The sequence below is a fragment of the Bacteroides intestinalis genome (assembly GCF_003464595.1).
Lineage (GTDB): Bacteria > Bacteroidota > Bacteroidia > Bacteroidales > Bacteroidaceae > Bacteroides > Bacteroides intestinalis_A.
Map to the genome: position 1 here is coordinate 64,808 of NZ_QRZF01000019.1, position 15,175 is coordinate 79,982.

Genomic DNA, 15,175 nt, shown 5'->3' on the forward strand with positions numbered 1-15,175 from the left:
AATGATTATCCCAACAAGCTGCGGACTGCCGCCTGGTAAGTTTCCAGCTTGTTGGACTTATGAATTGCTTTTTTTGCCTTCCGGTCTCCGTCCGGCATCAGATATTCCCAGAAGTTCTTCATTTTCGTCAGCAGTTGCTTGTCTCCCCCTTCCAGAAGATTGCCATACTGGGCAAATACGTCAGCATGAAACAATCTGAGTTTCTCCTGCATATCCTTTTCGGAAAGCGGATGTCCCTGTTGATACTCCAAAGCTAAGGCGGGATTGGCAAGCAGTCCACGACCTATCATGATACCTGCCAGTTGTGGAAAGCGTTCGCTGATAGTCTGTATATCTTCTACTGTAAGTAAATCACCGTTATAAATAAGCGGATGGCGACATTCGTTGTAGAAGGTTTCAAAGCCTTTTAAGTCTACTTCCCCTTTATATTGTTGTTTTCCCAATCGGGGATGCATGATGATATGTGTCAGTGGCAGTTCATTCAGCAAGGGCAGCAAAGCCAGACATTCTTCCGCGTTCTCCCAACCCAACCTCATCTTGACAGAGAACTGAAGGTCGGGGTGACTCTTTATGGCAGCAGTCAACAATTCCCGTACCTCTTCGGGATAAGGAAGCATTCCCGAACCATTGTGCCGTTTGGCTAAAAGAGGGAAAGGACATCCCAGATTTATGTCCACATTCTTATATCCTTTTTCGATGAATAGGGCAATTATCTGCTCCATTTTGTCCACATCGGGAGCAATGAGTTGCGGAATAAGCTGCACGCCACGGTTGTTTTCCAGAGTAATCTCACGCATGTCTTTTTTTCGGATTTCTCCGTGCTCCACACGTACAAAAGGAGTATAATAACTCTCTATACCGCCGAATATACGGGCATGTGCTTGTCGGTAAATAGCCTCGGTGTAACCTTGCAGCGGGGCAAAATGAATGGGGAGGGTACTCTGCATATCAATCAGTTATTCAATATTTCTGCAAAGGTAACTATTTTAGCGGAATAACCATGTTCATTAAAACCATACCTGAACTATACTTGAACCATACTTGCTCCGTACCAACCCCGTACTTTCTCCGTGTAGAGGTACCTCTGAGTGGAGAATGTACGGAGCAAGTACGGTTCAGGTATGGCTCAGGTATGTAGCAGAGTAATTGCTACAAAAATTCTTTCTGAATTCTCAATCTTGCTGAAGGCTGAATTCTACAGGTTGTCCATGTTGGCAATGAACAGTGAGAATGGTATTCTCTCCGTCTGCTGTCAGGGTTACTTTTTCATTGGGTGTACTGATCTTCCATTTTCCTTTTAATTCAAGTCTCTTTTCAAGAATGCGGCTGGGATTCTTGGTGGTATATGCCTTTTCCTCAATATTTAGGTTTGGATCGCAAACGCTCATAATGATATTCGCTTTGTCCCTCCTATACATAACCATTGTTTCTGCCGGAATAAGACTAAGCAGGCTATCCCGTTGCGAACGATAGGTTTCGAAGACAGCATAGGCAGTAATATCGGTTAATCGGTCGTGAACGATATGTGCACTATCATTCCGTTGTAATACTTCGTATGTTTGCGAAGCCTCATGTTCTTTTAATTCCTGCTCGGTTGGCTGTATCCATACGAGGTATTCATACGTTCCGTTTTTAGGGGCTTTTCCATGTTCAATCCATGCTGAAGCGAAAGTTCCCTGTGTTACAGCGCGTGTTTTTTCATGACGGGATTCTTGTTCCGTGATCTGTATTTGTACATTACCGTCTTTCACGAAATAATGGTTATTGTAACCGTCCCTGATAGAAAGTAACTTTTCAGTAGTACCGGAAAGTTTCTTTTTGAAACCAATCTTTTTTTCTTCTTCTCCGTTAACGAGGATGGTGCTCTTTCCCTTTTGGAATGTACTTTGGAAGAGAGTTGTTTCGGTTGGATATTCGTTATTGCTGTTATGAATACCTGTTCCTAAACAGATCATCCGGTTTTCAAAGCAGAAGACGGATTTGCGGGCTACGAAATCCGGAGTGAAGTTTTTCAGTTCACGTTCCATCAGTTTCGTAACAAACATGCCGTTTTTCCCTTCCAATGAACTACTGCCTGAGAAATTTTCTTTGGAATGTGCCATGGTAGTTCCCGGTAGCGGGCTGTCCAGTAATTCGAATGGTAAGTGGATGGTCGTAGTTCCCGGTAGGCGATTCCAATCCCAACCGTTCTCATCGTAACCGCTGGCAAGGCGTGAGGGGTATCCCATGATCTGGACGGAACCATAACTCTGATAACGTCCGTAGCGGTTATCTTTCCGGTAAATTTCAGATCCCCAGACGTCAGTGGTATATCCTTTTAAGGTTACCATCCAATCGCTTCTCCGGAAAATACCTGCTGCTCCATAGTTATATACAAAGAAGCCTTGTGGGGCAGAGGCGGGAGTGATACCTTGCGTTTTGAAGTAACGTGCTTCCGGGGTATCCTTTTCACAAAGCCGTAGATAGTCTGCTGCCAGATGATGATCGAAGGCATTACCTTCTCCTGATAAGTCTCCTGACAGGGCTAGATAAGCAAAAGCTGCTACATCATCCGCTTTCATCGAGCCGCCGAAAGGATGTCGTCCGCTGATGCCAACTCCCCATTCATATTTGTTGGAGTAGTTGCGCATGGCAATAAAGGCGGATTTCAGTACTTGACGGGCTTCTTCGGTAGGTTCATAGATTGTCTTATTGGTTAAGGAGATGAATTGCCCTACCATGGCAAGGACACCTGTGGTATAGGCCGGATAGAAACCGCCATGGTGGAAAGTGGTTCCGTCTACTTTGATACCTCCGATAGTGCCCGGAGTGTATTGAAGAGAAGAGGATACCCAACGGGAAAGGCCTTTCAGTGCGCGTACTCGTTCTCGCTCGTCAGTGAACAGTAGTGCTGAAACTGTTTTAGCCATTAAGAGGGTGTGCCAACTGTCCAGTAGTTCATCTCTGCCGTATTGGTAAGGTTGACGGGTTTCTTGCAAGGCAGACCAGAATATGAGGGTGGATAAGATATTATCACGGTTGGGAGCTTTCCAGATGACGTCGCGCATTAACCAGGCTGTAGTATAAATTTTCCGTACCTGATATCCGTAATGATGATTGGTTCCCATTCCGCTACCGAAGGAGAACCCCTGATTGATGGCGAAGTCCCAGACGGTGAAGTAATTCTGACGGGAAGTTTCGGAATGATTGTAATAAGCATCGTAAGCGAATCCGGAGAGCATTGTTTCCAGGTCATTCCAGGATATTTCTCCTTTGGAACGGTCCAGTTCATCGGGAGTCAGGATAGGAGCACCTGTGAATCCAGTTCCGGAGCGTTGAATATTGGCTTTCTGAAAAACATCGTATGCTTTGGAAACTGCTTCCTTCGGTGCTTTCTGAATATCAAGGGCGGTGGTTAACCGCTGTTCTACAGTACGCAGCTCGTCTTTTTCTGCTTGATTGAGGGCGGAAGGTAGTGGAATATCATACTTATATTGTTCCCATTGCCAAACCCGGCACCAATGCCACAGGTCTCGATACGAGAGGGAGTTATTGTAAGGCATCTGCAAGTCGGGGGTAGTGCGGTCGTTCATCTTTTTCACAGGGAAAGTCAAACGATCCAGAAATATGCGGCCTTTTCGTTCAGGGGCTATCAGCCGGTAGCTTGCTATTTCTTTGTTTTGTTTATCTCCTTTCATGTGCTGGAAGCCGATCCAGCAAGCGCGCCAGCCAGCCGATGCCAACTGGAAACTGAACCAATAAGATACATCTCCTTGGGGGGAAAGGAACTCAAAGCGAATGGAATCTTGCTGGGGGACTTCATTATAAATCCATAGGGTTATTCCGTATGAATTTTCCATTTGCTCATCAAGGGTTAGAGGCTGTTCCAGAGAAACATTGAGCTTGGAACCGGAACGGAAATCCCATTCCAGGCTTTGTTTCCCTTCTTTATAATACCGGGTGGACAGGGCGATTTTTCCCTTATCGGTTGTTTTAAACTCTTTGGGGATTTCAGTCTCAAAACCTATGAATTGAGCAAAAGATACTTGGCTGCATAGCAACGCAAGGATAAATAGCAAGTGTTTTCTGGTCATAAGGCATATTGTTTTTTTAAAGTTATAAAAGAGGAGAGGAACCTCACGGTCACTCTCCTCCATACATATCAAATTGATTAAGGTCTATTTGATTTCATTTTAAGGTTAGAAGTTCTGTGTAACTAAATGATTATTTCCAATATTTGTTTTGTTCCAATTTGGTGTTTACACCGAGTTCCTTAGTTGGAATGGGGAGGAACTGGTTATTTTCAGTTGTATTACTTACGTACTGAGCTGCTCCTTTAGCATTGTTGGCAGTAGACCAACGCGCATCATTTACGGCTGCTCCCAAGTCTTCTTTTATAGCCTTGTAGTAAATACCCCAACGTACCAAGTCGTACTTACGGAGAGACTCAAAGCAGAGTTCACGACCGCGTTCATCACGGATCAATTTCTGGAAGTCACCGTATGACAAATCTTTCACTTCGTCAATTCCTGCACGTTTACGTACCTCGTTGATGCATGTATAAGCTAATGCTGTAGGACCTTGGTTTGCTTCATTTTCAGCTTCAGCAAGCATGAGCAATACATCAGCATAACGCAAGAGGCAATAGTTCTCTTGAGTATAGTTTTTATGCTTAGGACTGCTGCTTTCCCATTCGCGACGGTATTTGCCACAACGACGGTCTACAATCTGGTTGTCTTTCCATGCAACTTGCACGTCTTTATTGTTGAGTTTATAAGGTGCCATAGCCAAATCGCGGCGTGCATCTTTAGCATCGAACAAGTCCCAGAGAATCAAGCTACCTGCATAGAAAGCATATGTGTAACCTGCACCTGTACCAGCTGAGTTCTCTTGAAGATTACCGATTACATTGCCTATACGGCTTTCAGTATAGCTACCATCATCACGTGTTCCAACAAATTCCACTTCCCACATGCTTTCATTGTATGTGGTTTCATATTGGTCAGAAGCTAAAGCTTTCCACGTAGCATATACGTCAGGATTCAACTTATGTTTCTTGGAATCATAAACTGCTTTGGCATACTTGGCTGCTTTTTCATAAAATGGCTTTCCACCTTTTGAAGGTTCGCCTGCACGCCACAAACATACGCGGGCCAGAACGCCTTCCACTACAGTTTTCTTCACATGTGAAGGGGATAAGTCATAACTACTGTTATCTACCATATCGATACAGTCTTCCATTTCCTGAATAATCCAGTCGAGTGCTTCGGCGTGGGGGGTAGCCTCCAGACTGCTGACTGTGATATCTTTGACTGTTTCTTTACGAATAGGAACTTCGTACCAACCTTGTACCAATAAGAAGTGATAATATGCACGCAAGAACTTAGCTTCTCCTTTGATGCGTGTTTTCACTTTGTCGTCAGAGATGCTGGCTCCATCGATATTGTCAAGCAATACATTGGCATTGTTGATCCCTGAATAGAGGGCTTCCCATGTATTCCATAAGTCAGTATTACCTGTATTGTGTGAATTGGCAACTACTGCACTTGTTTGGTTTTGGCGATAGTAATAGCTCAAATCATCAATATTGGATAACATGCAGGAATAACGGTTTCCATATACATGTTCTGCTGCCATCGTCCAGTATACACCGGCTAATGCCATTGTGCAATCAGTTTCATTCTTGTAGAATGTTTCAGGCGCTACAAAGTCGTAGGGCTTGGTGTCAAGCATATCGCAACCAGCCATAGAAGCAACTACTGCCAGGATGCAAACTTTCTTGAAGATATTATTGATACTTTTCATATTAGTTTCTTGATTTTAGGTGATTAGAAGGTTATATTAATACCAAGTGATGCGTTGAATGAACGCGGATAAGCGGACCAGTCGAAGCCGGGAGTCAATACACTGTTACGTGTAGAAACTTCAGGATCGGAACCGGAATAACCTGTAATGGTAGCTATATTCTCTGCCGAAACAAAGAGTCTGGCTGCGCTGATACCCAAAGAACGCAATGTGTTGGGTGTAAAATTATAACCCAATGAAATGGTTTTCAACTTCAGGAATGATCCATCTTCTATATACAAAGAACTGTAGTATTCAGCGCCGATAGCTCTTGCACGCGGCATATTGCTGGTCGGATTTTCAGCGCTCCAACGGTTTGTGTAAGAAGCAAACATGTTGGTATTCTTCTTGCTCTGGGGATTTTCAAACACCATGCGGTTAGCATTCAATATATCATTGCCATAGCTCCATTGCAGGAAGATGTTGAGATCCCAGTTCTTGTAAACGAAGTTATTGCTGAAACCACCTGTATGCTTAGGCTGTCCGTTACCAATAATAGTACGATCGTCATCAGTAATTTTATTACCTTCTTTGTCGCTCAACTTCTTATATTTAGGATCACCCGGTTGTGCAGAGTCTGAGATACGAACTACATCATCTTTCAGTGTATAGATTGTTTTTCCGTTTGCATCTACTGAAGTGTTGAAGTCTTCATATTTGTAAGTACCATCATAGATGAAACCGTACATGCTTCCGGCTGCGTCACCCTTTTTGCTGATATAAGCAGGCATTGTTTTGTACTTATTATCCCAGTTTACAAAACTGATCATGTCATCCTGGCCATAATTAAGCTCTACAATCTTATTGCTGTTGAAAGCAATATTGAAGTTAGAGGTCCAGCTAAAGTTCTTTTGTTTGATATTTATGGTTTCTAAGGTAAGTTCGAAACCCTTGTTACGTAATTTACCTACGTTCAAAGTTGCACTGGAATAACCGGAACTTGCGGGAACGTCTGCACCCAACAACAGGTCTTTGGTAGTTTTGATATAGTAGTCCATAGTAACGTTGATACGTCCATCGAAGAATCCTAAATCCAAACCGAAGTCATATTGTTCAGTGGTTTCCCATTTTAGCTTTTCATTAGCCATGGAACCTAATACGTATCCGGGATAGAAAGAACTGTCCCAAGGATATTTGTAGACATTAGAGCTGGTTACTAACTGTGCCATGTAGTCGAAGTCACCGATACGGTTGTTACCTGTAAGACCCCAGCTTAAACGCAATTTACCATTAGACAGCCAAGGAAGTGCATCGGAAACAAAGTTTTCGCGTCCGAAAGCCCAAGCCAGTGAACCTGATGGGAAATAACCCCAACGATTGCCCGGAGCGAACTTGGAAGAACCGTCAGTACGCATAGAAGCTGTAACATAATACTTGGATGCGTAGTTGTAATTGATACGTCCCAGATAAGAAATCATGGCGTTTTCTCCTTGTGATGCTGTGACAACCGGAACTGCAGAACCTTTACCGATGCCTGACATTCCGAAAGCCTCGTTCGTAATCTGTTCTTGGGTAATGCTGCTAAGATAGCTGGTATACTTTTGGAAAGTAGCACCAACCAACGCGTTCAGGTTATGATCGTTTTTAGCATAAACGTAGGACAAAGTATTCTCATTCAGGTAATTGCGTGTTTCCTGTTGTCTTAGGAATGCATTGATGCCTTTACTTTGTGTATTGGATGGATGCGTATTACCGGTACGGGTTTGGCTTCCATTGAATTCTTCTCTCTTTATGTCGCGTCCGGTATATCCGGCAGTAACTTTGAACTTCAGATTCTTGATAATTTCCCATTCTACACCTAAGTTGGCTTGCAGATGGTTGGTCGTTGTACGGCGATACTCATTTTTTGCAGAAAGTACCGGATTGAAACGATAGTCATTACTCATGTCCACGTCGCTATCGTACAATTCTGCCAGAAGGTCGGAACCGGAAGGAGAAACCGGACGATATCCCCATACACTATACATCAGTGAGTTGGATACGCTGGTCTGTGCAGTAGAGGGATTAGGACCATTTTGTACATTGCTTGCAAAGTTTGCATTTGCATTAACTTTTATGCTCTTGTTAATTCTTTGATTAAAATTGAAACGGCCTTGGTAACGAGAGAGATCAGAATTGATAATAACACCTTCCTGGTTGCTGTAGGAGAGTGATGCTGAGTAGTCCATCTTATCGCTACCACCACTTAAACCTACATAGTGGTTATGGCTGATAGCCGTGCGATAGATTTCATCCTGCCAGTCATAGCTCTTGAATCTCTTATAATCATCGAGTGTGATACCATCTTTTAAGTAGTAATAAGCAAATTCATCTACTTTTTCTCCATCTATTTCTTTAGTGTTTCCTTCCATGATTTCCTTTTGCAGGTTGACGAAGTCATAACCGTTCATCATATCCATGGTGTTTTTCACTTTACTCATGCTGACACTACCGTTATAAGTAAGAGTAGCTTTTCCGGCTTTACCCTTCTTGGTTGTGATGATAACAACACCATTGGCACCACGAGAACCGTAGATTGCTGTTGCAGAAGCATCCTTCAATACGTCGATAGATTCAATATCGTTCGGGTTGAGGGCGCTCATTCCGGAAGTTTCACTTGGGAAACCATCGATAACGTATAGCGGAGCAGTACTTTGAGTCAAAGAACCGGCACCACGGATTACGATATTGAAGTTGTCGCCCAGACCACCATCTGTAGAAGATACCTGTACACCGGCGATACGTCCACCCAGTGTTTCAGCTACGTTGTTGATAGGGGTTTTTGTTAAGTCACTCATGTTGGCCTTACCGATAGCTCCGGTTAAGTCGCGACGTTTTACGTCACCATAACCAACAGCCACAACGACTACCTCATCCAGTGCCTGTGCATCTTCTTGCAGAGTAACATTGAAAGTCTTTTGATTTCCAACTTTAATTTCTTGAGTTTTATAACCTACAAAAGAGAATTGCAGGATATCAGAGGATTTGACATTGTCCAGTTTAAAACTACCGTCGAGTGCAGTAATAATTCCGTTTGTAGTTCCTTTCACAACGACGCTAACTCCGGGAACTTCTCCCATGGCATCAACAACTTTACCTGTAACTTGGCTACCTGTCTGTGCTTGTACGCCTAATACGCAGCAGAGAAAAGTTGCCAGTAGCATTAAGGTTACTTTCTGTTTCATAAATATTAAATTAATTAGTTATTAAAAAGGTTGTTCTTTCTCGTTAAACGACTCGAATCACAATGCAAATGTATGTGATTAGATAGGAGACGACTTTCGTTAATAGTTCGCAAAAAGTACGAATTTGTACATTCTTGATAAAGAAGACCTGTTCTGTACGATTCCTTACCTTGTCCCCTGATTCTTACCTGCTTTCACTTGCTCCAGTAGTGCTGAGAGAGCTTTTACAGTCTCCGGATGCGCTGCTGCAACATTGTCTTTTTCCGATGGATCTATGGATATATTGTACAGTTGGGGCTTTGGATTGTTTCCTAATTCCATCTTCGTCCAATGTTCGGTAGCGGGCTTATCGCTCGGCTCGATATACTTCCATGTTCCTTGAATAATTGATAAGGTATTATTCAGATTCTGCTGCACGACGTAATCACATCCGGTATTATCTTTCCCTAAGAAAGTAGACAGTTGGTCACGGCTGTCGGGAGCAACGGTTGCAGGTGTAAGCGGGTGATTCAGTAAGGCAGCCAAGGAGGCATATACGTCGATCATAGAGAACAAAGCTTGTTGTTTGCAAGGCTGGATACCGGCGGGCCAACGTACAATGAATGGAATACGTGTTCCGGCTTCATAAGCACTATACTTACCGCCACGGTATTGTTTCATAGGAGTATGACCGTTCAGCAATTCGAAAGCCTGATCCTGATAGCCGTCGTCAATAACGGGACCATTATCGCTACAGAACACAAAGATAGTGTTATCTGCAAGGTTCAGACTATCCAGAGTATTCATAATCTCGCCTACAGTCCAGTCCAGTTGCAGGATTACGTCACCACGGGTTCCCATGCCACTCTTGCCGGCAAAACGGGCGTGAGGTACGCGGGGAACGTGTACGTCTTGTGTGCCCATATACATAAAGAAAGGTTCGTCTTTATGCTTTATGATAAAGTCTTTGGCTTTACCGGTGATGACATCTGCAATGTCTTCATCTACCCAAAGGGCTGATTTCCCACCGGTCATCCAACCGATACGGGGAATGCCATTTACTATTGTATTATTATGACCCTGGCTGGGTTTCAGTTTTACGAGTTCGGGATTTTCCAGTCCGGTAGGCCAGTCACCTACTTTATGGTGGTAATTGACGGTAATGGGATCGTTGGGGTCTAAGCCTACAACGTGTCCGTTTTCTACGAATACGCAAGGCACACGATCCACAGTGGCGGGAATGATGTATTCGTAATCAAATCCTATATCCTGGGTATTCGGCTTGATAAGATGGTTGAAGTCTGTGCCTCCTTTAGGACCAAGTCCCAGATGCCATTTTCCAACGGCTCCGGTAGCATATCCTTCTGCCTTAAACATGTCAGCCATGGTGACACAAGCTGTATCGATAATGAGCTCGGAGTTGCCGGGGGCGATTCCTGTATTTTCCTGTCGCCAGGGATACATACCTGTCAGCAGACCGAAGCGGGAGGGGGTACTGGTGGAAGAGGTGGCATAGGCATTAGTGAACTGCACACCTTGTCCGGCAAGGCGGTCGATATTGGGGGTACTTATTTTAGTGGCGCCATAGCAACTCAGGTCACCGATACCCAGGTCGTCGGCAATCAGGTAGATAACATTAGGTTTCTGACGGGTAGTGTCGGCGGCTTCTTTCTTCGACGGATTTCCGCATCCGGCTATCAGGGCTGCGCCTGGAAGAAGGGACCATAAAGGGGAAAAATGTTTCATAGCTCTTTGACTTTAGATTGTTATTTCTGAGGTCAAAGGTAGTGGCTTTTCCGGAATTGAGTGTATAAGGGAGTACAAGGGAAGGACGAAAATGTACATAATGCTAATGAGAGCACTAGAATGTACAGAAGAAGATATTCTCCCTTTATAGAGAATCTTTTCTCAATGTGGTGAGAGTTTCTTCTCAATGTGATGAGAATAGATTCTCTGTTCGATGAGAAAAGATTCTCACCATAGCGAGAAAGATGAGAAGATTCATACGGCTTATTAACCTTCTTCGTCTTCCTCATCCTTACTTCCTGTATCCGCATCCTCTCCTTTGCGATAAGCCAGCGGACTTACCTGATATATATCCTTGAAACACTTTGAGAAGTAGCGGGAAGAGCTAAATCCGATCTTGTCTGAGATTTCGGTGATGTTCAGTTCCGGATTGTTCCGTAACATCAAGGCACCTTTCTTCAAACGGATGGTCAGGATGAAATCATTCGGTGTTTGTCCGGTGATGGCCTTCAGCTTGGTGAACAGGTTGGTACGAGCCATTGCCATTTCACGGGCGAAGATATTGACATTAAATTCCGTATTATCCAGATTCTTCTCGATGATACTGATAGCACGATCCAGAATTTCCTTATCTATCGGGTTCGTTGCCAGCATCTGGGCATAGGCTTGCGGTTGCTTGCTGAACTTCTCTTGTAGGAGGATGCGTGAGTTCACCAGATTGTTGCAACGGGAAATCAGCAGGTTCGTATTGAAAGGCTTGGTGATGTAATCATCTGCACCAATACGCAGGCCCTCGATGTTTTGTTCTACGGCGGTTCGGGCTGTAAGCAGCACTACCGGAATGTGGCAGGTATTGAAGTCGTTCTTGATCTGTTTACATAGCTCGGTACCGGACATCTTAGGCATAACCACGTCGCTTACTACGATGTTCGGCATTTCCTTCTGTACCAGTTCCAGACCTTCTTCTCCGTCTGCGGCAGTCAGTACCTGGTAGAATGGGCGGAAGATATTCTCCAGCATTTCACGGATGGAGGCATTGTCTTCTACGATAACCATTTTAACATCAGGCATGCGTTTTATAGGAGCATTCTCTTCCAACTCTGCTTTGAGTGAAGCATCGATTTCAGAAGTTTGTGCCTGTTCTATTTGTTGTACAGCTTCGGTCTTCTTACTGATTTCTTCCTGACTGAAGTGAGCGTTTCCAAGATGGAGACGAATGATGAAGCTACTGCCTTTGCCGAGTTCACTCTCTACCTTGATAGTGCCGTGATGCAGTTCGATGATACCTTTCGTGAGGGCCAGTCCGATACCGGTACCAACGCCAGTGGTAAGGCTATCCATTTGTTCGGTCTGATAGAAACGGTCGAATATCTTATCTATCTCTTTGGCGTCGATGCCGCTGCCGGTATCAGTCACACGGATGACGGCTTCGTTACCTTCGGTGGTAATACTGAGGGTAATGGTATCTTCTGCCTGGGTGTGCTTGATGGCATTGGACAGGAGGTTGTTAATAACCTTCTGCATCTGTTTCTGGTCGTACCATACTTCAAGGCTTTCGCTGTCTTTCTCGAAGTTGAAACTGATCTGCTTGCTGCTGGCATACTCCATAAAGATCAGATAGTTCTCATAGAGGAAATGTACGATGTTGTGCGGACTGACTTTTACTTTCATATGTCCTTGTTCCTGCTTGCGGAAGTCAAGAAGTTCGGTGATCAGTTCGCGCAATTGGATACTATTCTGGTAGATACTCAATATCTTATTATAGATAGTGGGTGTGAAGTTCTGCAGTTGCATCAGGGTTTCCACCTGCGACACGATAAGGGTAAGCGGGGTACGGAATTCGTGTGAGATGTTGGTGAAGAAGCGTAGCTTGGACTGGTTCAAGGCTTCTACATCTTGTATGTGCTTTTGCTCATACTTCAACGATTCACGTAGTTTGATTCTCGATTTGTACGTTCTGACCAGATACCATAAAAGGATAGCTGTCACTATCAGATAAATGAGATAGGCAAGAGGTGTTTTATAGTAAGGAGGCAATACGTGGATAGTCAGATGTACCTGCGGGCAAAGGGATTCTTCTTTCCCTTTGGGCTTAATCAGCAGATTGTACGTTCCGGCATTCAGGTTCGTATAAGTGATGATGGGCTGGCCGCGCGTACTGTTCCAGCCGTCGGAGAAACCTTCCAGTTTGTAAATGATCTCATCTTTATTGGCTGCCACGTAGTTGGAAGTTGCAAATTCAATGCTGAACATGGTTTGGTTTGCGTTCAGGGTGATCTCTTGTGTATGGCATAAAGATTGCGTCAAAATGCCCGTTTCATCGCTGACTTTCACTTCGGAACCGTTTACGATGAGGCGGGAAAGGATGATTTTGTAGGGCTTCGGAGTAAAGTTAAGTTCCAGCTCATTGAACGAAAGCATACCTTGTGTGCCGCCGAGGAATACTTCGCCATCTCGCGTTACACACAGTGCATTCTCATTGACAGCTGTCAACGGGAAGCCGTTTTCTGCGCTATAGTTCTGGAACTTTTCTGTTTTCTGGTCGAAAATGGAGAACCCCTGGTTGGTGATAAGTATCAGTTTGCCGCTGACCGGGGATTCCTGCGTATCATAGATACAATCGCTGACGAGTCCGTTTTTATCTTTGTCGAAGTTCTCGAAGTCATTGCTGGCAGGGCGATACAGGTCGAGGCCACTTCCTGAAGTGGAAAACCAGAGATTGCCCTTATTGTCTTGCATGATGTTGTTCACATTGTTGTTGCTGAGGCTGTGCGGTTGTGCCACGTCGTGCCGGTAATTGGTCAGTTTGTTGGTATCGAAACGGTAGGAGAAGATACCTTCGCCCGTGGCGGCAATCCAGAGTGTGCCATTGTTGTCTACTTCTACATCGGCCACCATGGTTATTTTGCGTCCTTCTTTGGTGTCTTTGAAGAGTTGCCGGCATTTTCCGCTTTGGGGATCAAACAAACATACGCCATTCTGCGTGGCGACAATTAACTGGTCATGATAGGGTGCTATGTCACGAACAATGTTTGATGGAAGCGTTTCCGGATTACCTTCTTCCATGAGATAGTGGGTGAATGCTCCTGTACGGATATCGAGCTTGTTCAGTCCACCGAGATGAGTACCTATCCAGATGATTTCTTTGGCAGGATCATAATAGAGGGCTTTTACATTGCTGTGGGAGATACTATTATCCCCCTTTCCGGCAAGATACCATTTGAACTCACGTGTGCGGCGGTTATAGAAATTGAGTCCGCCACCTTCTGTACCGATCCATAGGTTGCCGTTCTTATCTTCAATGGTGCGCCCTACTACAGGACTACTCAGACCTTCTTTCTCGTTTATGGAGGCTTTATACTGGGTGTAGATTTCATATTCAGGATTGAAGTAATTGACACCACCAAAGTAAGTGCCCAGCCATAGTGTCCCCTGATTATCCTTTACGATGCACCAGATAGAGGAGTGGGTAAGACCTTCGTTCTGCATGTCATTGGAAGTATGGTTCTGGAAAAGCCCTGTTGTCTTGTTATAGCGGTTCAGGCCGTTGAAGGTTCCTATCCAGATATTGCCAAGATTATCTTCGCAACAAGCTCTTACAAAATCAGAAGATATACTGTGCGGATTCTTCGGGTCGTTTCGCAGGTTTTCAATGGTTCCGTCTGTTTTTATCCGGAAGAGTCCTTTCTCCCAGCTGCCTATCCATAATTCGCCTGAATTGTCCTGGTAGATGCTGGTAATGTTTCCTTTTTCAATGGGATGGGTGACTTGATGTCCGTCTATTTTCAAGTTGAAGACTCCTTCGCTGGTGGTTCCTATCCACATGTGTCCTTTATCCTCGAACATGCAGGAGATCTCGATGTTTTCTCCCGCCATCTGGTAGTAGAGGTCGAAGTTGTCGGTCTGTTCATTGTAACGGTAGATCTCATTCTTTTTTCCGATGAACAGGCCGTTTTTATAATAGATGCTGTTAATGTTACCTTGAAGGAGAGTCGTAAAGCGTTGTGTAGTCAGATCGAACTGGGCAACGCCTTCGGTACAGAGCAGATAGATTTTACCGTTTTGATCGCCTGCCATGCGCAACACGGTATTGCAGAAAAGACTGTAAGGGTCGTTTTTGCTCAGTTTATAGGTTTGTATATCATTACCGTTGTAGCGGTTCAAACCTTCACGCGTACCAATCCACAAGATACCGTTCTCGTCAATGTACAGGCTGTTGACGCTAAACTGAGATAAACCGTCATCGGTTGTCAGATGATTGAAAGTAATATTCTGGCTGTGTAGGTTTGCTGTAGCTATGCTTACTAAGACAAGAAACAGCGTTCTGATAAACTTTTGCACTTTTCCTCCGGTATTTTTAAGGTTTCAAACACAAATATAAGGCGTTTTGCTTAAAGGGGGGAAGTTTATTATCTGATTTTTATGGTTATGTCTGTTTAAATGTATAATTTTGGGCGTTTGTC

The 15,175-nt window shown here is 44.2% G+C and carries 6 protein-coding genes; all 6 read right to left on the minus strand.

What is annotated here, in order from left to right:
* Positions 1-5 precede the first annotated feature (5 nt).
* The 6 genes from DWW10_RS20430 to DWW10_RS20455 all read right to left on the minus strand — a co-directional run bounded on the left by DWW10_RS20430 (position 6) and on the right by DWW10_RS20455 (position 15,053).
* Positions 6-947: a tRNA-dihydrouridine synthase family protein gene (locus DWW10_RS20430; protein WP_022393253.1), complete on the minus strand. Its 942-nt coding sequence runs from the start codon at positions 945-947 to the stop codon at positions 6-8.
* Positions 948-1,172: 225 nt separating this feature from the next.
* Positions 1,173-4,073 carry a chondroitinase family polysaccharide lyase gene (locus DWW10_RS20435; RefSeq protein WP_118420669.1) on the minus strand — a complete coding sequence of 967 codons (2,901 nt, stop codon included), beginning with the start codon at positions 4,071-4,073 and terminating at the stop codon, positions 1,173-1,175.
* A 130-nt stretch (positions 4,074-4,203) separates the two neighbouring features.
* A complete protein-coding gene (locus DWW10_RS20440; RefSeq protein WP_022393255.1) occupies positions 4,204-5,784 on the minus strand; it encodes a RagB/SusD family nutrient uptake outer membrane protein in 1,581 nt (526 codons plus the stop codon).
* Positions 5,785-5,807: 23 nt separating this feature from the next.
* On the minus strand, positions 5,808-8,987 hold the full coding sequence (locus tag DWW10_RS20445; RefSeq protein WP_022393256.1) for a SusC/RagA family TonB-linked outer membrane protein: 3,180 nt from the start codon (positions 8,985-8,987) through the stop codon (positions 5,808-5,810).
* A gap of 165 nt (positions 8,988-9,152) precedes the next feature.
* Complete coding sequence (locus tag DWW10_RS20450) at positions 9,153-10,712, minus strand: sulfatase family protein (RefSeq protein WP_022393257.1); 1,560 nt, start codon at positions 10,710-10,712, stop codon at positions 9,153-9,155.
* Positions 10,713-10,979: 267 nt separating this feature from the next.
* Positions 10,980-15,053 carry a hybrid sensor histidine kinase/response regulator transcription factor gene (locus DWW10_RS20455; RefSeq protein ID WP_118420668.1) on the minus strand — a complete coding sequence of 1,358 codons (4,074 nt, stop codon included), beginning with the start codon at positions 15,051-15,053 and terminating at the stop codon, positions 10,980-10,982.
* Positions 15,054-15,175 lie beyond the last annotated feature (122 nt).